At 60.7% G+C, this 18,850-nt stretch carries 19 protein-coding genes; all 19 read left to right on the top strand.

Annotated elements, in window-relative coordinates; translation table 11 throughout:
- Nucleotides 1–42: 42 nt before the first annotated feature.
- Nucleotides 43–408 carry a flagellar protein FlaG gene (locus B0E42_RS04855; RefSeq protein ID WP_053178497.1) on the top strand — a complete coding sequence of 122 codons (366 nt, stop codon included), beginning with the start codon at nucleotides 43–45 and terminating at the stop codon, nucleotides 406–408.
- An 82-nt stretch (nucleotides 409–490) separates the two neighbouring features.
- Nucleotides 491–1,921, top strand: coding sequence for a flagellar filament capping protein FliD (fliD, locus tag B0E42_RS04850; RefSeq protein ID WP_053178498.1), 1,431 nt, complete (start codon nucleotides 491–493; stop codon nucleotides 1,919–1,921).
- Nucleotides 1,922–2,053: 132 nt separating this feature from the next.
- Nucleotides 2,054–2,449, top strand: coding sequence for a flagellar export chaperone FliS (gene fliS / locus B0E42_RS04845; protein WP_053178499.1), 396 nt, complete (start codon nucleotides 2,054–2,056; stop codon nucleotides 2,447–2,449).
- A gap of 11 nt (nucleotides 2,450–2,460) precedes the next feature.
- Nucleotides 2,461–2,757: a hypothetical protein gene (locus tag B0E42_RS04840; RefSeq protein WP_003199075.1), complete on the top strand. Its 297-nt coding sequence runs from the start codon at nucleotides 2,461–2,463 to the stop codon at nucleotides 2,755–2,757.
- Between the two features lie 169 nt (nucleotides 2,758–2,926).
- A complete protein-coding gene (locus B0E42_RS04835; protein WP_003199076.1) occupies nucleotides 2,927–4,402 on the top strand; it encodes a sigma-54 dependent transcriptional regulator in 1,476 nt (491 codons plus the stop codon).
- A gap of 110 nt (nucleotides 4,403–4,512) precedes the next feature.
- Nucleotides 4,513–5,721 (top strand): PAS domain-containing sensor histidine kinase, encoded by a 1,209-nt coding sequence (locus tag B0E42_RS04830; protein WP_053178500.1) that lies wholly within the window; start codon nucleotides 4,513–4,515, stop codon nucleotides 5,719–5,721.
- 5 nt (nucleotides 5,722–5,726) lie between these two features.
- Nucleotides 5,727–7,121, top strand: coding sequence for a sigma-54 dependent transcriptional regulator (locus B0E42_RS04825; RefSeq protein ID WP_053178501.1), 1,395 nt, complete (start codon nucleotides 5,727–5,729; stop codon nucleotides 7,119–7,121).
- A 215-nt stretch (nucleotides 7,122–7,336) separates the two neighbouring features.
- On the top strand, nucleotides 7,337–7,663 hold the full coding sequence (fliE, locus tag B0E42_RS04820; protein ID WP_003199082.1) for a flagellar hook-basal body complex protein FliE: 327 nt from the start codon (nucleotides 7,337–7,339) through the stop codon (nucleotides 7,661–7,663).
- A 15-nt stretch (nucleotides 7,664–7,678) separates the two neighbouring features.
- Nucleotides 7,679–9,463 (top strand): flagellar basal-body MS-ring/collar protein FliF, encoded by a 1,785-nt coding sequence (fliF, locus tag B0E42_RS04815; RefSeq protein WP_077505857.1) that lies wholly within the window; start codon nucleotides 7,679–7,681, stop codon nucleotides 9,461–9,463.
- Nucleotides 9,456–10,475 (top strand): flagellar motor switch protein FliG, encoded by a 1,020-nt coding sequence (gene fliG, locus B0E42_RS04810; protein ID WP_018611787.1) that lies wholly within the window; start codon nucleotides 9,456–9,458, stop codon nucleotides 10,473–10,475. Before fliF ends, fliG begins: the two co-directional genes overlap by 8 nt.
- 7 nt (nucleotides 10,476–10,482) lie before the next feature.
- Nucleotides 10,483–11,328, top strand: coding sequence for a flagellar assembly protein FliH (gene fliH / locus B0E42_RS04805; RefSeq protein ID WP_018611785.1), 846 nt, complete (start codon nucleotides 10,483–10,485; stop codon nucleotides 11,326–11,328).
- Complete coding sequence (fliI, locus tag B0E42_RS04800; protein ID WP_018611783.1) at nucleotides 11,318–12,676, top strand: flagellar protein export ATPase FliI; 1,359 nt, start codon at nucleotides 11,318–11,320, stop codon at nucleotides 12,674–12,676. The genes fliH and fliI overlap by 11 nt, the downstream gene beginning before the upstream one ends.
- A 6-nt stretch (nucleotides 12,677–12,682) precedes the next feature.
- Nucleotides 12,683–13,132: a flagellar export protein FliJ gene (gene fliJ, locus B0E42_RS04795; RefSeq protein ID WP_003199091.1), complete on the top strand. Its 450-nt coding sequence runs from the start codon at nucleotides 12,683–12,685 to the stop codon at nucleotides 13,130–13,132.
- Between the two features lie 102 nt (nucleotides 13,133–13,234).
- The gene (locus tag B0E42_RS04790; protein WP_014337164.1) at nucleotides 13,235–13,540 is read left to right on the top strand and encodes an STAS domain-containing protein; all 306 of its coding nucleotides are present in this window, start codon (nucleotides 13,235–13,237) and stop codon (nucleotides 13,538–13,540) included.
- A 5-nt stretch (nucleotides 13,541–13,545) separates the two neighbouring features.
- Nucleotides 13,546–15,252 (top strand): fused response regulator/phosphatase, encoded by a 1,707-nt coding sequence (locus tag B0E42_RS04785; RefSeq protein WP_018611780.1) that lies wholly within the window; start codon nucleotides 13,546–13,548, stop codon nucleotides 15,250–15,252.
- A 31-nt stretch (nucleotides 15,253–15,283) separates the two neighbouring features.
- On the top strand, nucleotides 15,284–15,628 hold the full coding sequence (locus tag B0E42_RS04780) for an Hpt domain-containing protein (protein WP_077505855.1): 345 nt from the start codon (nucleotides 15,284–15,286) through the stop codon (nucleotides 15,626–15,628).
- 88 nt (nucleotides 15,629–15,716) lie between these two features.
- Complete coding sequence (locus B0E42_RS04775) at nucleotides 15,717–17,090, top strand: flagellar hook-length control protein FliK (protein ID WP_077505853.1); 1,374 nt, start codon at nucleotides 15,717–15,719, stop codon at nucleotides 17,088–17,090.
- Nucleotides 17,091–17,321: 231 nt separating this feature from the next.
- Nucleotides 17,322–17,825 (top strand): flagellar basal body-associated protein FliL, encoded by a 504-nt coding sequence (fliL, locus tag B0E42_RS04770; protein ID WP_018611775.1) that lies wholly within the window; start codon nucleotides 17,322–17,324, stop codon nucleotides 17,823–17,825.
- 9 nt (nucleotides 17,826–17,834) lie between these two features.
- Nucleotides 17,835–18,803, top strand: a complete 969-nt coding sequence (gene fliM, locus B0E42_RS04765; protein ID WP_018611773.1) for a flagellar motor switch protein FliM — start codon at nucleotides 17,835–17,837, stop codon at nucleotides 18,801–18,803.
- Nucleotides 18,804–18,850: the final 47 nt, after the last annotated feature.

Raw genomic sequence — 18,850 nt, 5'->3', positions numbered from 1 at the left:
CTTGCGTACTCTCTCGCTTTTTCCGTTCAAGAGGTGATGGACATGGATATGAGCGTGAAGCTGAACTTGTCTTATCCAGCGGCGAAGCCGGCACCTACAGTGGCCGACAAGCCAGTGGAGAAGCCTCAAACCGACGTTGCTACCGTGACACCGGTCAAGGAAGCTCCCAAAGACGCTGCCGCCGAGCAGGACAAACTCAAGAAGGCCGTTCAGGAAATCGAGCAGTTCGTTCAGTCGGTCAAGCGCAACCTGGAGTTCTCTATTGATGAGCCTTCAGGCAAAGTAGTGGTCAAAGTGATTGCCAGCGGTTCCGGTGAAGTGATTCGCCAGATCCCGAACGAAGAAGTTCTGAAACTGGCCAACAGTTTGAATGATGCAAACAGCTTGTTGTTCAGCGCCGAAGCCTGACAACTGGCACGAATTTTGTTGCTATGTTCTTTTGGGCGTTGTAAGGGTCAAAAGGCCGGCGACACACTGAAGGGAGTCCCACATGGCAAGTCCAATTCTACCTGGCTTGGGTCTAGGCTCCGGCCTTGATACCACCGCGATCGTCAAGGCGCTGGTCGATTCCGACAAGGCCGCCAAGCAAGGTCAGATCACCCGAGCGACGACGACGACTACCAACAGTATCTCCGGGGTGGGAACCCTGAAGTCGTTGTTGGCAGCTTTCAGTACCGCCATGAAGGACTTGTCCAGCACAACGACCCCGCAATTCTCGGGTTTTGCTGCGACATCCTCTGCCCCGACAGTTCTCACGGCCACCGCCAGCAACTCTGCGGTGGGCGGTACCTACGCGATCAAGGTCGACAATATCGCGACGGCTTCCAAGGTTACCTCGGCGGCCTTTGCCGGTGGCACCAGCAGTGCCATCCCGAGCGGCACGCTGACCATCGCGCAGAACGGTGTCAACTACAACCTCAATGTGGGGGCCGGTGCGACCCTGCAATCGGTTCGTGACGCGATCAATGCCGACACTGCGCTCAAGGCTGCGGGTTTCAGTGCCAACATCATCACCGACTCTTTCGGTTCGCGCCTGGTGCTGGGTTCAAGCACGACCGGCGCCGGTTCCGACATCTCGGTAAGCGGCATCGCGGGGCTGGAGATCGATGGGACGAACGTCGTGGGTGCTGGCGGTGCTGCGCTGACGGCCACTTCGGCGGGCGCCATCGGTGCCCTGGCCCAGGATGCCAGCTTCACCGTCGATGGCATGCTGCTGACCAGCAAGAGCAATACGGTCAGCACGGCGATTTCCGGGTTGACCTTGAACTTGCTCAGTGGCGGACCGTCCGCCAGTTCAACCGTTACCGTGGCACCGAACAATGATGGCCTGAAAGCCTCGATCCAGAAGTTCGTCGATGCCTATAATGCGATCGCCAATAGCATTACCGCGCTGACCAAGCCGTCGCTAGACAGCGATGGCAAGCTGACGGTGTCGGCAAAATTGACCGGTGACGCGTTGCCTCGCTCGCTGTTGGCGGCGATTCGAACGCCCTTGTCTGAAACCGGCGCTGGCGACAAGCTGACGTCGCTGGCCCAGTTGGGTATTACCACCGATCAGAAGACGGGTGCGTTGAACTTCGATGGCGTCAAGTTCAGCGCAGCGATGAACGATAAGAAACTCAGCGGTGAAGTCCAAACGTTGTTCACTGGCACCAACGGCCTGTTGGAGCGCATGGGCAAGGCTATCGAACCCTACAGCCAGACGGGTGGCATCCTTGATCAGCGGACCACGGCGCTGAACAGGACCCAGACCCGTCTGAAGAACGATCAGGAGGCTCTGGATCGCAGGGTCGAGACACTGACCGCAACGCTGACCAAAAAGTACAATGACATGGACACCCTGGTCGGCAAGCTGAAAGCTACTGCCAACAACATCACCTCCATGTTTGAAGCGATGGCGGCACAGCAGAAGAACAGCTGATTTTCGACCGATGCAAAAAAGCCCGGCAACGTTTTGACTACGTTCCGGGCTTTCGGCTTTTCGGTCTAAAGTTTTTTGACGCGGCGTCGATACGCTGTTTATACGAACCGAAGTTTTTTGATGAGGTAGAACATGAATCCGATGTTAGCCCTTCGCCAATACCAGAAGATTGGCGCCCAGGCGCAAACCTCCGAAGCAAGTCCCCATCGTCTTGTGCAGATGCTCATGGAAGGCGGGCTGGATCGTATCGCCCAGGCCAAGGGCGCGATGGAGCGCAAGGATATTGCAAACAGAGGCATTCTGATCAGCAAGGCCATCGGCATCGTCGGTGGTTTGCGTGAAGGCTTGGACCTGGAAAATCAGGCCGAATCGGTCGCTGAATTGGATGCTCTTTACGCTTACATGATGAAACGTCTGGCTGAAGCCAACATCAAGGCCGATCCGAAGATCCTCGACGAAGTCGCCGATCTGCTTCGCACGGTCAAGGAAGGCTGGGACGCCATTGCCGCACCTGGTCCGCAATTCTAAGGAGTGCTCTCATGAGTCTTGTCCTGCAGCGAATCGAACAAACCCGTGATGCCTTGGTTGATGCCTTGGCCGAGCGAAACTGGGAAGCCATCGGTCAGTTGGACCTGGCTTGCCGTTCCTGCATGGAAGACGTCCTGGGCGAGTCCCAGGTGGATGAGGCGGCGTTGCGGATCAATCTTGAGGAATTGCTAGGGGTCTATCGGCAATTGCTGGAGGCGGCGACGGGAGAGCGTCAGGCGATCGTCGACGAGATGCAACAGATCCATCAAGCACAGAACGCGGCAAAGGTTTACCATCTGTTCGGTTAATGCTCAGTTAATCCGAGCCTGTTGCGCCATAAATTTGACTGTGCACGGTTTTTTGACTTTACTAGTAGCTGTTTACAGATTGAAGGCGTCTACAGGCATGACAAGTCTGCAAGCGTCTAGCTTGCCCCCTAATTTCGGGCATTGGGTTGACTAGGGAAGTTGCTATTGCATGTGGCGTGAAACCAAAATTCTCCTGATCGATGACGATAGCGTCCGCCGCCGCGACCTGGCGGTGATCTTAAATTTTCTTGGTGAAGAAAATTTACCCTGCGGAAGCCATGACTGGCAGCAGGCCGTCGGCTCTTTGTCGTCCAGTCGCGAGGTCATCTGTGTCCTTATCGGGACCGTGAATGCCCCCGCAACGCTTTTGGGCTTGCTAAAGACACTCTCAACCTGGGATGAGTTCCTTCCGGTTTTGTTAATGGGCGAAAATTCTTCCCTTGACCTGCCTGAGGACCAGCGTCGCCGAGTACTTTCCACGCTCGAAATGCCGCCCAGCTACAGCAAGCTGCTTGATTCGCTGCATCGCGCGCAGGTTTATCGCGAGATGTACGACCAGGCCCGTGAGCGCGGCAGGCATCGCGAACCCAACCTTTTCCGCAGCCTTGTCGGCACCAGCCGGGCGATCCAGCACGTGCGCCAGATGATGCAGCAGGTGGCCGATACCGACGCCAGCGTGCTGATCCTGGGCGAGTCGGGCACGGGCAAGGAAGTGGTTGCGCGCAATCTGCATTACCACTCCAAGCGCCGCGAAGCGCCGTTCGTGCCAGTCAACTGTGGCGCGATTCCGGCCGAGTTGCTGGAGAGCGAGCTGTTTGGCCATGAGAAGGGCGCCTTTACCGGCGCGATCACCAGCCGCGCCGGGCGTTTCGAATTGGCCAATGGCGGTACGCTGTTTCTCGACGAAATCGGCGACATGCCGTTGCCGATGCAGGTCAAGCTGTTGCGGGTCCTGCAGGAGCGCACCTTTGAGCGTGTGGGCAGTAACAAGACCCAGAGCGTCGATGTGCGAATCATCGCCGCCACGCACAAGAACCTCGAGAGCATGATCGAGGTTGGCAGTTTCCGCGAAGACCTCTACTACCGCCTCAACGTTTTCCCAATCGAAATGGCGCCACTGCGTGAGCGCGTCGAAGACATCCCGTTGCTGATGAACGAGCTGATCTCGCGCATGGAGCACGAAAAGCGCGGTTCGATCCGCTTCAACTCGGCGGCGATCATGTCCCTGTGCCGCCATGGCTGGCCGGGCAACGTCCGTGAGCTGGCCAACCTGGTGGAGCGCATGGCGATCATGCACCCGTACGGGGTGATCGGCGTGAATGAATTGCCGAAGAAATTCCGCTACGTCGACGATGAAGACGAGCAAATGGTCGACAGCCTGCGCAGCGATCTGGAGGAGCGGGTGGCAATCAACGGCCACACGCCAGATTTCACCGCCAATGCCTTGTTGCCACCGGAAGGCCTGGATCTCAAGGATTACCTGGGAGGCCTGGAACAAGGGCTGATCCAGCAAGCACTGGACGATGCCAACGGCATCGTGGCCCGCGCCGCAGAACGCTTGCGCATCCGGCGCACCACCCTGGTGGAGAAGATGCGCAAGTACGGCATGAGCCGTCGCGAAGGAGATGAACAGGCGGATGATTGACGCCTGTTTTCCAACCGCCTGATTTTCAGGCGGTTTTTTTTCGGCACGGGTATTGCTATAGCCCTCGCAACGTTCCGTTTAACTGACGGTCAGCCAAGCGAGAGAGCACGATGACCCAAGCCGCCCAGATGTCTCCTGTCCCCGAGCCGGGACACATGCCGTCCGTCGAGCAGGCAAGCCGGCTTGGACTTGAGCAGGCATTTTCGCTGTTCAACCAGATGTCCAGCCAACTGACTGATTCCTACAGCCTGCTCGAAGCCCGGGTCACCGAGCTTAAGGGGGAGCTGGCCGTGGTCAGCGCCCAGCGCATGCAGGAGCTGGCGGAAAAGGAACGCCTGGCTAATCGTCTGCAAAATCTCCTCGACCTGTTGCCCGGTGGCGTTATCGTCATCGACGCCCACGGCCGTGTGCGCGAAGCCAACCCCGCGGCTTGCGAGTTGCTCGGCCTGCCGTTGGAAGGCGAGCTGTGGCGGCATGTCATCGCCCGCTGCTTTGCGCCCCGTGAAGACGACGGTCATGAAGTGTCCCTCAAGGACGGTCGGCGCCTGTCCATCTCGACGCGCTCGCTGGATGCCGAGCCGGGGCAGTTGGTGTTGCTCAATGACTTGACTGAAACCCGTCACCTGCAAGACCAGTTGGCTCGCCATGAGCGCCTGTCTTCCCTGGGGCGGATGGTGGCGTCGCTGGCCCATCAGATTCGCACGCCGCTTTCTGCCGCGCTGCTCTATGCCAGTCATTTGACTGAACAGCAATTGCCGATGGAAACCCAGCAACGCTTCGCCGGACGCTTGAAAGAGCGCCTGCATGAGCTGGAGCACCAGGTGCGCGACATGCTGGTATTCGCTCGCGGCGAGCTGCCGTTGACCGACCGTGTGACCCCCAAGGTTTTATTGCAATCGTTGCAGGCAGCGGCGCTGACCCATGTACAGGATTTGCCGATCCGCTGGCAGTGCGACAGCCATGTCGGCGAAGTGTTGTGTAATCGCGACACCTTGGTGGGCGCGGTGTTGAACCTCATCGAAAACGCGATCCAGGCCAGCGGCGGCGACGTCCGGCTGAAAGTGCACTTATATACACGCGACAACACCTTGCGCCTGTGTGTCAGCGACAGCGGCAGCGGTATCGAGCCGGCCGTGCTGGCACGCCTGGGCGAGCCATTTTTCACCACCAAGACTACTGGCACCGGCCTGGGCCTGACCGTGGTCAAGGCTGTGGCCCGTGCCCATCAGGGAGAATTGCAACTGCGCTCGCGGCTGGGCCGTGGCACCTGTGCGACGGTGTGCTTGCCGCTGTTTTCCGATGCGCCAGGGGTGGAGTGAAAGCAATGGCGATCAAGGTGTTGCTGGTTGAGGATGACCGGGCCCTGCGTGAGGCGCTGGCCGATACGCTGGTGCTGGCCGGGCACGACTACGCTGCCGTCGGTTCGGCGGAAGAAGCGCTGCTGGCTGTGGGCCGCGAAGCGTTCAGCCTGGTGGTCAGTGACGTCAATATGCCGGGCATGGACGGCCATCAATTGCTCGGCCTGTTACGTGCCCGTCAGCCGCAACTGCCGGTTTTGCTGATGACCGCTCACGGCGCCGTCGAGCGCGCGGTGGATGCCATGCGCCAGGGGGCTGCGGATTACCTGGTCAAGCCGTTCGAGCCAAAAGCCCTGCTGGACCTGGTGGCGCGTCATGCTTTGGGCAGCCTCGCGGTCGAGGGCGAAGGCCCGGTGGCCATCGAGCCGGCCAGTGCGCAACTGCTGGAATTGGCCGCGCGGGTGGCGCGCAGCGATTCAACCGTGTTGATTTCGGGCGAGTCCGGTACGGGCAAGGAAGTGCTGGCGCGCTACATCCATCAACAGTCCCGGCGCGCCAGCGAACCGTTCATCGCGATCAATTGCGCGGCAATTCCTGACAACATGCTCGAGGCGACACTGTTCGGTCACGAAAAGGGTTCGTTCACGGGGGCCATCGCGGCCCAGGCTGGCAAGTTCGAACAGGCCGACGGCGGCACGATCCTGCTCGATGAAATTTCCGAAATGCCGATGGGCCTGCAGGCCAAGCTGTTGCGGGTCTTGCAGGAGCGGGAAGTGGAGCGGGTCGGTGCGCGCAAGCCCATCAGCCTGGATATCCGCGTGGTGGCAACCACCAACCGCGACCTGGCCGGCGAAGTGGCGGCGGGGCGTTTTCGTGAAGACCTTTATTACCGCTTGTCGGTATTCCCGCTGGCCTGGCGTCCGTTGCGCGAGCGCACCGCCGATATCCTGCCGCTGGCCGAGCGTCTGCTGAGCAAGCACGTCAATAAAATGAAGCATGCGGCTGCGCGGTTTTCAGCGCAGGCTCAGGCCTGTCTGATTGCCTATCCGTGGCCGGGCAACGTTCGGGAGCTCGATAACGCCATCCAGCGGGCCTTGATCCTGCAACAGGGCGGCTTGATCCAGCCGGAGGATTTCTGCCTGGCCGGCCCGGTGGCCTGCGCGCCATTGCCTGCATTGTCGCCGGTGCCGGCAGCGGCGTTCGCGCCCGCGGTGGAAGTGGAGGGCGAGTCGGCCGGCGCCTTGGGCGACGACCTGCGTCGTCGCGAGTTCCAGATGATCATCGACACCCTGCGCGCCGAGCGCGGGCGGCGCAAGGAGGCGGCCGAACGCCTGGGGATCAGCCCGCGCACCCTGCGCTACAAGTTGGCGCAGATGCGTGACGCCGGCATGGATGTCGAGGCCTACCTGTTCGCCAGTTGAATAATGTGCACCGAATATCCCTTGTGGGAGCGGGCTTGCTCGCGAAAGCGATTCACCAGTCACCGATGCATTGACTGAACCACCGCCTTCGCGAGCAAGCCCGCTCCCACATGCATTTGTTTTTTGCGGCCATGGAGCTGGCACCCTTGTTGCTAATACCTGAATACCCGCTGAGTAAGTGTCAAAAAAATGCGGGCCGCCAGAGAGAGTAGACCATGAGCCAAGGTATTGAATTTAATCGGTTGATGTTGGACATGCGGGCCATGCAAATGGACGCCATGGCCCAGCCTAAATCGGTCGCGGTCCCCCAGGTGGGTGGCAGCAGCTTTTCCGACATGCTCGGTCAGGCCGTCAATAAAGTGAACGATACCCAGCAGGCATCGAACCAGTTGGCCAGTGCTTTCGAGATTGGCAAAAGTGGCGTCGACCTGACGGACGTAATGATCTCCTCGCAGAAAGCCAGTGTCTCGTTTCAGGCGTTGACCCAGGTTCGCAACAAACTGGTTCAAGCCTACCAAGACATCATGCAGATGCCGGTTTAAGGAAATTATTGAGTCATGGCAGAAGCAGCCGTAGATAACGTTCCGGCCAAGGCCACTCCGGTAGACGGCAAACCGCCGCTGTTCGGTCTGTCCTTCCTGGAAAATCTCTCCGAGATGACCATGCTGCGTCAGGTAGGCCTGTTGGTCGGCCTGGCTGCCAGCGTGGCGATTGGTTTTGCCGTAGTGCTGTGGTCCCAGCAACCGGACTACCGGCCGCTGTATGGCAGCCTGGAGGGCATGGACGCCAAGCAAGTCATGGAAACCCTGGCTTCCGCCGATATTCCTTACACCGTCGAACCCAATTCCGGCGCGTTGCTGGTCAAGGCCGACGACGTTGCCCGTGCGCGCCTCAAGCTCGCAGCCGCTGGCGTGACGCCGACCGATGGCAACATCGGTTTCGAGATCCTCGACAAGGACCAGGGCCTGGGCACCAGCCAATTCATGGAAGCGACCCGTTATCGTCGCGGCCTGGAAGGTGAGCTGGCGCGGACCATTTCCAGCCTGAACAACGTCAAGGGCGCCCGTGTGCACCTGGCGATCCCGAAAAGCTCGGTGTTCGTGCGCGATGAGCGCAAGCCCAGCGCTTCGGTATTGGTCGAGCTGTATTCGGGCCGCTCCCTGGAGCCAGGTCAAGTGCTTGCCATCATCAACCTGGTGGCGACCAGCGTGCCTGAGCTGAGCAAATCGCAGATCACCGTGGTCGACCAGAAAGGCAACCTGCTGTCCGATCAGGCGGAAAACTCCGAACTGACCATGGCCGGCAAGCAATTCGATTACAGCCGTCGCATGGAAGGCATGCTGACCCAGCGAGTGCACAACATCCTGCAACCGATCCTGGGTAACGACCGCTACAAGGCCGAGGTGTCGGCCGATGTGGATTTCAGCGCCGTCGAGTCGACGTCCGAACAGTTCAATCCCGATCAGCCTGCGCTGCGCAGCGAGCAGTCGGTGACCGAGCAACGTACCGCCAGCAATGGTCCCCAAGGTGTACCGGGAGCCCTGAGCAACCAGCCGCCGTCGCCGGCCAGCGCACCGCAAACCACCGGTGGCGCCACCGCAGCCGCCGGCATGGTGCAGCCAGGCCAGCCGCTGATCGATGCCAACGGCCAGCAGATCATGGACCCGGTCACCGGCCAGCCGATGCTGGCGCCGTACCCGGCCGACAAGCGTCAGCAGTCGACCAAGAACTTCGAGCTTGACCGTTCCATCAGCCACACCAAGCAGCAACAAGGTCGTTTGAATCGCCTGTCGGTCGCCGTAGTGGTGGACGATCAGGTCAAGGTCAACGCGGCCAACGGCGAAACCAGCCGTGCGCCATGGAGCGCCGACGAATTGGCGCGCTTCACTCGCCTGGTGCAGGACGCCGTCGGTTTCGACGCCAGCCGTGGCGACAGCGTCAGCGTGATCAACGTACCGTTCTCCCTGGAGCGCGGTGAGGTGGTCGCCGATATTCCGTTTTATTCGCAACCCTGGTTCTGGGATGTGGTCAAGCAAGTATTGGGTGTGCTGTTTATCCTGGTACTGGTGTTTGGCGTGCTGCGCCCGGTGCTCAACAACATCACCGGTGGCGGCAAGAACAAGCAGTTGGCAGCTTTCGGTGATGTCGAGCTGGGCGGCATGGGCGGCCTGGATGGCGAATTGGCAAACGATCGCGTCAGCCTCGGCGGGCCGCAGAGCATTCTGCTGCCAAGCCCGAGCGAAGGCTATGACGCTCAGTTGAACGCCATCAAGAGTCTGGTGGCAGAAGACCCGGGTCGTGTGGCCCAGGTCGTGAAAGAGTGGATTAACGCAGATGAGTGATAATCGAGCCGCTGTTGCCAAATTGTCTCGGGTCGACAAAGCCGCGATCCTGCTGCTGTCCCTGGGTTCGACCGACGCTGCCCAGGTGCTGCGCCACATGGGGCCCAAGGAGGTCCAGCGCGTGGGCGTGGCCATGGCACAAATGGGCAACGTGCACCGTGAGCAGGTCGAGCAGGTGATGAGTGAGTTCGTTGACATCGTCGGCGATCAGACCAGCCTGGGCGTCGGTTCCGATGACTACGTGCGCAAGATGCTCACCCAGGCACTGGGCGAGGACAAGGCCAATGGCCTGATCGACCGGATCCTGTTGGGCGGCAACACCAGCGGCCTGGACAGCCTCAAGTGGATGGAGCCGCGTGCGGTTGCCGACGTGATTCGTTACGAGCACCCGCAGATCCAGGCGATCGTGGTGGCTTACCTCGACCCGGACCAGGCCGGTGAAGTGCTGGGCAACTTCGACCACAAGGTGCGCCTGGACATCATCCTGCGGGTGTCTTCGCTCAACACCGTGCAGCCGGCGGCCCTGAAAGAATTGAACCAGATTCTCGAGAAGCAGTTCTCGGGCAACTCCAATGCCGCGCGCACCACCCTGGGCGGCATCAAGCGCGCGGCGGACATCATGAACTTCCTCGACAGTTCGATCGAAGGTCAGTTGATGGACTCGATCCGCGAGTTCGACGAAGACCTGTCCGGTCAGATCGAAGACCTCATGTTCGTGTTCAACAACCTGTCCGATGTCGACGATCGTGGCATCCAGGCGCTGTTGCGCGAAGTGTCGTCCGACGTGCTGGTGCTGGCCCTCAAGGGCTCGGACGAAGGCGTCAAGGAAAAGATCTTCAAGAACATGTCCAAACGGGCGGCCGAACTGTTGCGCGACGATCTCGAGGCCAAGGGCCCGGTACGCGTCAGCGACGTGGAAACCGCACAGAAGGAAATCCTCACCATCGCCCGCCGCATGGCCGAAGCCGGGGAGATCGTTCTCGGTGGCAAGGGCGGCGAAGAGATGATCTAAGGTCGTTATGTCTGCCAAGAGTGATGAAGCACCCAGCGACCTGATCCGCGCCCGGGACGTCGGTGGTTTCGACGTCTGGTCGCTGCCCAGCTTCGACCCCCATGTTCCCGAGCCTGAGCCGGAACCGGTGGAAGAGCTGCCGGAGCCGGAGGAAGTGCCGCTGGAGGAAGTCCAGCCACTGACCCTCGAGGAAGTCGAGGGCATTCGCCAGGAAGCCTACAACGAAGGCTTTGCCGTGGGTGAAAAGGAAGGCTTCCACAGCACCACGCTCAAGGTCCGCCAGGAAGCCGATGTGGCGCTGACGGCCAAGCTTCGTGCGTTGGAATCGCTGATGCTCAACCTGTTCGACCCCATCGCCGAGCAGGACACCCAGATCGAGAAGTCCCTGGTGGGGCTGGTGCAACACATCGCCCGGCAAGTGATCCAGCGCGAACTGGCCATCGATTCGACTCAGATCGAACATGTCATGCGCGAAGCGCTCAAGTTGTTGCCATTGGGTGTGGGCAACGTGCGGCTGTACATCAATCCTCAGGACTTCGAGTTGGTCAAGGCCTTGCGCGAGCGCCATGAAGAAACCTGGCGCATCGTCGAGGACGCTGCACTGCTGCCCGGCGGTTGCCGTGTGGAAACCGAACACAGCCGCATCGACGCTACCGTTGAAACCCGCATCAGCCAGATCATGGCCAAATTGTTCGACCAATTGCACGAACAGGCCCTGCACCCGGCTGCCGCCGACCTGAGCCTGGAGTTGCCGGACGAACCTCTGGTGGGGGCTGATACAGCGTCGGCCGATGCTGGGTTGGAGATGCCTGAACTGGACGCTTCTGCACTGGACAGCCGCGATGCGCCTTGAGCGAACCAGCTTCGCCAAGCGCCTGGGCAGCTACGCCGAGGCCAGCGAACTGGCCGGCCAACCGATCCTGGAAGGACGCCTGCTGCGCATGGTCGGCCTGACCCTCGAAGCCGAAGGTTTGCGTGCCGCCATGGGCAGCCGCTGCATGGTGATCAACGACGACAGCTACCACCCGGTGCAGGTCGAAGCCGAAGTCATGGGCTTCTCCGGCAGCAAGGTGTTCTTGATGCCGGTGGGCAGTGTCGCTGGCATAGCCCCGGGTGCGCGCGTGGTGCCCCTGGCCGACAACGGCCGCCTGCCCATGGGCATGAGCATGCTCGGGCGCGTGCTGGACGGGGCCGGACGAGCCCTGGACGGCAAGGGCGGCATGAAGGCTGAAGACTGGGTGCCGATGGACGGCCCGACGATCAACCCGCTCAAGCGCGACCCCATCAGCGTACCGCTGGACGTGGGCATCCGCTGCATCAACGGTTTATTGACGGTCGGTCGCGGCCAGCGCCTGGGCCTGTTTGCCGGTACCGGGGTGGGCAAGAGCGTGCTGCTGGGCATGATGACCCGCTTCACCGAAGCCGACATCATCGTGGTGGGGCTGATCGGCGAGCGGGGTCGTGAGGTGAAGGAGTTCATTGAGCACATCCTTGGCGAGGAGGGGCTCAAGCGTTCGGTGGTGGTGGCTTCGCCAGCGGACGATGCGCCATTGATGCGTTTGCGCGCGGCCATGTATTGCACGCGTATTGCCGAGTACTTCCGCGACAAGGGCAAGAACGTCCTGTTGCTGATGGATTCGCTGACCCGTTTCGCCCAGGCCCAGCGGGAAATCGCCCTGGCCATTGGCGAGCCGCCGGCCACCAAGGGTTATCCGCCTTCGGTCTTCGCCAAGCTGCCGAAACTGGTGGAGCGCGCTGGCAATGCGGAAAAGGGCGGCGGTTCGATCACTGCTTTCTATACCGTGCTGTCCGAAGGCGATGACCAGCAAGACCCCATCGCCGACTCGGCCCGGGGCGTACTCGACGGGCACATCGTGCTGTCCAGGCGCCTGGCCGAGGAAGGGCATTACCCGGCCATCGACATCGAGGCTTCCATCAGTCGGGTCATGCCGTCGGTGATCAGTGCCGAGCACATGAAGCGGGCCCAGCAGTTCAAGCAGTACTGGTCGCGCTACCAGCAAAGCCGCGACCTGATCAGCGTCGGCGCCTACGTCCCCGGCGGTGACCGCGAGACCGACACCGCTATCAGTCTTTACCCGGCCATGGCCGTTTACCTGCGCCAGAGCCTGAACGACAACATCGGCATGGGCGCCAGCGAAGCGCACTTGCAGAGTATTTTCACCCCGGTTGCCGGCGGGTAACCGGCCATGGCCACGAGTCGTGCGGCACGCCTGGCGCCAGTGGTGGACATGGCGGAAAAGGCCGAGAAGACCGCTGTCCAGCGTCTGGCGTATTTCCAGGGCCAGGTCAAAGTCGCTGAAAGCAAACTGGCTGACCTCGAGAACTTTCGACTCGAGTATCAGGAGCAGTGGATCGCCCGTGGCGCCCACGGGGTTTCCGGGCAGTGGTTGTTGGGTTACCAAGGGTTTCTTGCGCAGTTGGGAACCGCTATCGACCAGCAGCGCCAGAGCCTGGTCTGGCACCAGAACAACCTGGAGAAGGCCCGCCAGAGCTGGCAAGAGGCGTTTGCCCGGGTCGAGGGGCTGCGCAAGCTGGTGCAGCGCTATATTGATGAGGCACGGCAACTGGAAGACAAGCGCGAACAGAAACTGCTCGATGAATTGTCCCAGCGCCTGCCGCGGCAGAACCCCTATTGATGCGAAACCAGGATTTTGTCGGTTGAATGAGGCAAACCCTTGCTCAGACCTTTACCAGATGCTACACCTTGTACACGTATGTCCATGACAAGGAAGCCGATCATGTCAGTCGTTACCGAAGTATCCCCCGATGGGCACAAACTGACGATTTCGATCAAAGGTCGATTCGATTTCGGGCGGCATCAGGAGTTTCGTGAGTCCTATGAACGGCTCAATCAGAAACCTGACTCCATCGTGGTGGATTTGAAAGAAGCCACTTATCTCGACAGTTCCGCCTTGGGCATGCTCCTGCTGTTGCGCGATCATGCCGGTGGCGATCAGTCGGATATCCGGGTCGTCAACAGCAGCAATGACGTCAAGAAAATCCTCGCGATCTCCAATTTCGACAAGCTGTTCGATATCAGTTGATCGCCATGCAATCGTCGTCGGAGTCGCTGACGGTCCTGATTGCCGAAGACAGTGCCGCTGATCGACTGCTGTTGTCGACCATTGTCCGCCGTCAGGGGCATCACGTGCTCACTGCGGCCGATGGCGCCGAAGCGGTCGAGGTCTATCTGGAACAGCGTCCGCACCTGGTGCTGATGGATGCGATGATGCCAGTGATGGACGGCTTCGAAGCTGCGCAGAAAATCAAGCAGTTGGCTGGGGACCAGTTGGTCCCGATCATTTTCCTCACCTCATTGACTGAGAGTGAAGCCCTGGCCCGTTGCCTGGAGGCGGGCGGCGACGATTTCCTGGCCAAGCCCTACAACCAAGTGATCCTGGCGGCCAAGATCAAGGCCATGGACCGCTTGCGTCGATTGCAGGCCACCGTGGTGGAGCAGCGCGACCAGATCGCCCGGCACCACGACTACCTGCTCAACGAGCAGCGGGTCGCCAAGGCCGTATTCGACAAGATCGCCCACTCCGGCTGCCTGAGCGCGCCGAACATCCGGTACTTGCAATCGCCTTATGCCTTGTTCAATGGCGACCTGCTGCTGGCGGCGTTCAACCCGGCCGGCGACATGCACATCCTGCTGGGGGATTTCACCGGCCACGGTTTGCCGGCGGCGGTCGGTGCGATGCCGCTGGCGGAAGTGTTCTACGGGATGACAGCCAAGGGCTACGGCCTGGCGCAGATCCTGCGAGAAATGAATGCCAAGCTCAAACGCATCCTGCCCGTGGACATGTTCTGTTGCGCAACGTTGTTATGCCTGAGCTTCCAGCGTTGCACGGTGGAGGTCTGGAACGGCGGCATGCCCGATGGGTACCTGCATGACAGCCTCAGCGGCGTGCGCACGCCGTTGCCGGCGCGGCACCTGCCGTTGGGCGTGCTTACACCTCAATTATTCGATGACCGCACCGAAGTGCATCCGATGTCGTTGGGGGACCGAGTGTTCCTGTTGTCCGATGGCGTAATCGAGACCAGTGACCGCGACGACCAGCCGTTTGGCGTGGAACGGTTGCAGCAGGTATTTTCAGCCAACCGTGAACCTGACCGTCTTTTTGAGGATATCCAGCAGGCCCTGCAGGACTTTCGCGGTGAGGCCCGTGACGATTTCAGCATGGTCGAGGTGCGACTGGTCGCACCGACGCAACTCAATCCGCCACCACCGGTCTATTCCGATAGCGGCCAGTCCAGCCCGTTGGATTGGTCGGTGAGCTTCGAGTTCCGGGCGCAGACGCTCAAGCGCTTCAATCCGATGCCCTACCTGCTGCAATTGCTGCTTGAGGTCCATGGGCTCAGGGCGCAGAGTGGCGCCCTTTACAGCGTCATGTCGGAGCTGTATTCCAATGCCCTGGATCATGGGGTGCTCGGGCTCGACTCGAGTCTCAAGCGTGACGCGGCGGGTTTCGCCCGCTACTACCGGGAGCGCAATACGCGCCTGGATGAACTGAGCGACGGTTACGTGCGGGTGCACTTGCATGTCTCGCCAGATGGCGAGGGTGGTCGCCTCGCCATAGAGGTCGAAGACAGTGGCGAGGGGTTTGATGTCACCAGGGTGCTGGCGCGGCCCGTGGACTGTGATCGGTTGTCGGGGCGCGGCGTGAGCCTGGTACGCCAGTTGAGCCAGCGGGCCAGTTGGTCAGACGATGGTCGTAGTGCGCGCGTGGAGTTTTTCTGGGAGGCTCCGGCATAATCGGGGCTACTCTTGATCAGGGAGCGAACAAGTGAACGAGATTCATCTGGACCGCGACGTGCTCAGCACGTTGAAAGAAGTCATGGAGGAGGGGTATCTGGAGTTGCTGGATACGTTTCTCAACGACTCCGAGGCTCGCCTGCGCGTGCTGCATGAGGCACGGGACGCGGAAAAACTGAGCGCCACGGCCCACAGCTTCAAGGGTAGCAGCAGCAACATGGGCGCTATCCGCCTGGCCGAGCTGTGCGGCGAACTGGAACAGCGTGTCAAGCAGCCGTCATTGGGCGGTATCGAGAAGCTGGTCAACGAAATCGACAGCGAATTTGCTCATGTTCGCAAGCTTTGCAGGGAAGAGCGCGAGGGCTTTCACTGCTGAGATTTGACGGTCGGGCAGACGTTGGCCCGTGCCTTGCATTGCCTAGTCTCGACTGTACCTATGATTCCAGTGCAGCGGAGACCTTTTTATGCCCGTTACCCCTAATACACTGCTTCAGGCCTCTGTCCAGGCCAAGCCTAAGGCCGCCGTCAATTCACCGGCAGCGGCCCCGGATCTCGGGGATAGAGCCTCCAGCTTCGCTCAAGTCTTCGCCAAGCAGGCGCCGGCCAAAACGTCGGCAGCCCCTGAGCCAACGGTGAAAGCGGTGCGCGACAAGGCTGCCGACAACACCGTCAAAAAAGACACCGGCAACCAAACCCCTGCCGCCTCGGAACCGACGGTTGCCGATAGCGGCAAACCCTTGCCCGCGGACAAACCGGCCAGCGCCGACGACCAGGCTGCCAGCGCCGACGATGCCGACTCGGCGCAAGCACCAGTAGCGGATGCTGCGCCTGTCGATCCGAGCCTTGATCCAGGGCTGCTTCCAGACACGACGGTGCCGCTCGCGTCAGCCGCAGTGGAGCCTGCACCTGTGGTGGTTACGGCTGAGGCCCAGATGAGCACGGCAGTTGCAGCGCCGGTTGTCCCTCCGGCCACACCGCTCCCGGCTGCGGTCCCGGTGGACGATCCTGCCTTTGACCCTGAAGCCGACCCGCTCGACGCATTGCCCGCCTTGCGTTTGGCGATGGAGCAGGGTGGTCATGTTTCCGCCGCCAGCCAGGCCCAGCCCAAGAACGCTGCCCCGGCGTCGCTCGACGGTGAGCCGACTTCGGCGCAGACCTTTGCCGCCGGTATGGCAAGCATGCTTAGCGTGCAAGCCGATCAGAACAGTACCGAGTCCGGCAGCCAGGGCGGCGACAAGGCCTTTGGTGGCTTGATCAGCGAAGGCCTCAAGGACTTGGGCGGCGCTTCCAGTGACACGCGGGTGGACGATTTCGCCAACCGCTTGGCCGCCCTGACCCAAGCCGCAACGCCCAAAACCGCCAACGCGGTGCCGGTCAACCAGCCTATCGCGATGAATCAGAGCGGTTGGACCGAAGAAGTGGTCAACCGGGTGATGTACCTGTCCAGCGTCAATCTCAAGGCGGCCGACATCCAGTTGCAGCCTGCCGAACTCGGGCGCCTGGATATCCGGGTGAACATGGTTCCGGATCAGCAGACCCAGGTCACGTTCATGAGCGCCCACTCCGGCGTTCGCGAAGCCCTCGAAGGCCAGATGCATCGCCTGCGGGACAGTTTTGCCCAGCAGGGCATGGGGCAGGTCGACGTCAGCGTATCTGATCAATCCCGTGGTTCGCAGAACCAGGAGCAGCAGGCCCAGCAGCAGGCCCGGGCCGGGCGTGCGACATCCTCCGGTGGGTCGATGGATGCCGCGGATGAAGCTGTTCCGGCGAGCATCGCTGAAGTGGCCGCCAGCACGACCAGCGTCATTGGCACCAGCGCGGTCGACTACTACGCCTGATCCAATGTGATAAACCTGTGGGAGCGAGCCTGCTCGCGATAGCGATCGATCAGTCACCGACGACGGTGACAGACAATCCGCTATCGCGAGCAGGCTCGCTCCCACAATGGTTTTTGGGAGGCCGCCAAAATTGCCGGCGTCCAGACAGTCGCCCTCCACACTTCTGGCATAACACTTGCTCCAGCCTTGCCGTGCATCAGTGAAAACCCCGATTAGTGACGGATTATTGGCATGGCGAAGAGTGAAGCAGCAGCTGTAAAAGACCCTGCAACCAAAGGCAAACTCAAGCTGATCATCATGATCGTGGTGGGTTTGCTCCTGGCGGTCGGTGTGTCCGTGGGGGCGACCTGGTATTTCATGCACAGCGCCCAAAGCAAGCCGGCGGTGGTAGCCGACGCCGCGCCAGTGGGCAAGCAGCCGGCGATTTTCGAACCGATGGCGCCAGCCTTCGTGGCCAACTACACCCAGAACGGTCGTCAACGCTACATGCAGGTGAGCATTACCCTGCTGGGTCGCAACCAGGCTGACCTGGAGGCGCTGCGGGTGCATATGCCGCTGATCCGCAACAATCTGGTGATGCTGTTTTCCGGACAGAGTTTCGACACCCTGGCCACTCCGGTCGGCCAGGAAATGTTGCGTCAGAAAGCCACGGCCAGCGTGCAGGAAGTCGCTCAGAAAGAGCTTGGCAAAGTGGTGATCGAACAGTTGCTCTTCACTAACTTCGTATTGCAGTAGGAACACGACATGGCCGTGCAGGACCTGCTGTCCCAGGACGAAATCGATGCGCTGTTGCATGGTGTCGACGATGGCCTGGTGCAGACCGAAAACGCTGCTGAACCGGGCAGCGTCAAAAGCTACGACCTGACCAGCCAGGATCGCATCGTTCGCGGACGCATGCCGACCCTGGAAATGATCAACGAGCGTTTCGCCCGCTACACCCGTATCAGCATGTTCAACATGCTGCGCCGTTCGGCCGACGTGGCCGTCGGTGGCGTGCAGGTGATGAAGTTCGGTGAGTACGTGCACTCGCTGTACGTGCCCACCAGCCTCAACCTGGTGAAGATCAAGCCGTTGCGTGGCACCGCGTTGTTCATCCTTGACGCCAAATTGGTGTTCAAGCTGGTGGATAACTTCTTCGGTGGCGACGGTCGTCACGCCAAGATCGAAGGTCGTGAATTCACCCCGACCGAGCTGCGGGTCGTGCGGATGGTGCTGGAGCAGGCCTTCGTCGACTTGAAGGAGGCCTGGCAGGCGATCATGGAAGTGAACTTCGAGTACATCAACTCGGAAGTGAACCCGGCCATGGCCAACATCGTCGGCCCGAGCGAGGCCATTGTGGTCTCGACCTTCCACATCGAACTCGATGGCGGTGGCGGCGATCTGCACGTGACCATGCCGTACTCGATGATCGAGCCGGTGCGTGAAATGCTCGACGCCGGTTTCCAGTCGGACCTCGACGATCAGGACGAGCGCTGGATCAACGCTTTGCGCCAGGACGTGCTGGATGTCGACGTGCCGGTCGGCGCTACAGTCGCTCGGCGCCAACTGCGTCTGCGGGACATCCTGCACATGCAGCCGGGGGACATCATCCCCGTCGAGATGCCGGAAGAGATGATCATGCGCGCCAATGGCGTGCCGGCCTTCAAGGTCAAGATGGGCTCTCACAAAGGCAACCTGGCGTTGCAGGTGATCGAGCCGATCGAACGCCGCTGAGCGGTGTCGAATTTTTAAGTTTGCGTTTTTAACTGATTTTTTGCCCG

Origin of the sequence: Pseudomonas sp. A25(2017), assembly GCF_002001065.1 — a bacterium.
Classification (GTDB): domain Bacteria; phylum Pseudomonadota; class Gammaproteobacteria; order Pseudomonadales; family Pseudomonadaceae; genus Aquipseudomonas; species Aquipseudomonas kilonensis.
The sequence above is the reverse complement of the archived record's forward strand: the minus strand, read 5'-3'. Positions and strand labels throughout refer to the sequence as shown.

Coding starts and splice junctions, on each gene's coding strand:
- B0E42_RS04855 (WP_053178497.1), top strand. CDS start 43: ATGGATATGAGCGTGAAGCTGAACTTGTCTTATCCAGCGGCGAAGCCG.
- fliD (WP_053178498.1), top strand. CDS start 491: ATGGCAAGTCCAATTCTACCTGGCTTGGGTCTAGGCTCCGGCCTTGAT.
- fliS (WP_053178499.1), top strand. CDS start 2,054: ATGAATCCGATGTTAGCCCTTCGCCAATACCAGAAGATTGGCGCCCAG.
- B0E42_RS04840 (WP_003199075.1), top strand. CDS start 2,461: ATGAGTCTTGTCCTGCAGCGAATCGAACAAACCCGTGATGCCTTGGTT.
- B0E42_RS04835 (WP_003199076.1), top strand. CDS start 2,927: ATGTGGCGTGAAACCAAAATTCTCCTGATCGATGACGATAGCGTCCGC.
- B0E42_RS04830 (WP_053178500.1), top strand. CDS start 4,513: ATGACCCAAGCCGCCCAGATGTCTCCTGTCCCCGAGCCGGGACACATG.
- B0E42_RS04825 (WP_053178501.1), top strand. CDS start 5,727: ATGGCGATCAAGGTGTTGCTGGTTGAGGATGACCGGGCCCTGCGTGAG.
- fliE (WP_003199082.1), top strand. CDS start 7,337: ATGAGCCAAGGTATTGAATTTAATCGGTTGATGTTGGACATGCGGGCC.
- fliF (WP_077505857.1), top strand. CDS start 7,679: ATGGCAGAAGCAGCCGTAGATAACGTTCCGGCCAAGGCCACTCCGGTA.
- fliG (WP_018611787.1), top strand. CDS start 9,456: ATGAGTGATAATCGAGCCGCTGTTGCCAAATTGTCTCGGGTCGACAAA.
- fliH (WP_018611785.1), top strand. CDS start 10,483: ATGTCTGCCAAGAGTGATGAAGCACCCAGCGACCTGATCCGCGCCCGG.
- fliI (WP_018611783.1), top strand. CDS start 11,318: ATGCGCCTTGAGCGAACCAGCTTCGCCAAGCGCCTGGGCAGCTACGCC.
- fliJ (WP_003199091.1), top strand. CDS start 12,683: ATGGCCACGAGTCGTGCGGCACGCCTGGCGCCAGTGGTGGACATGGCG.
- B0E42_RS04790 (WP_014337164.1), top strand. CDS start 13,235: ATGTCAGTCGTTACCGAAGTATCCCCCGATGGGCACAAACTGACGATT.
- B0E42_RS04785 (WP_018611780.1), top strand. CDS start 13,546: ATGCAATCGTCGTCGGAGTCGCTGACGGTCCTGATTGCCGAAGACAGT.
- B0E42_RS04775 (WP_077505853.1), top strand. CDS start 15,717: ATGCCCGTTACCCCTAATACACTGCTTCAGGCCTCTGTCCAGGCCAAG.
- fliL (WP_018611775.1), top strand. CDS start 17,322: ATGGCGAAGAGTGAAGCAGCAGCTGTAAAAGACCCTGCAACCAAAGGC.
- fliM (WP_018611773.1), top strand. CDS start 17,835: ATGGCCGTGCAGGACCTGCTGTCCCAGGACGAAATCGATGCGCTGTTG.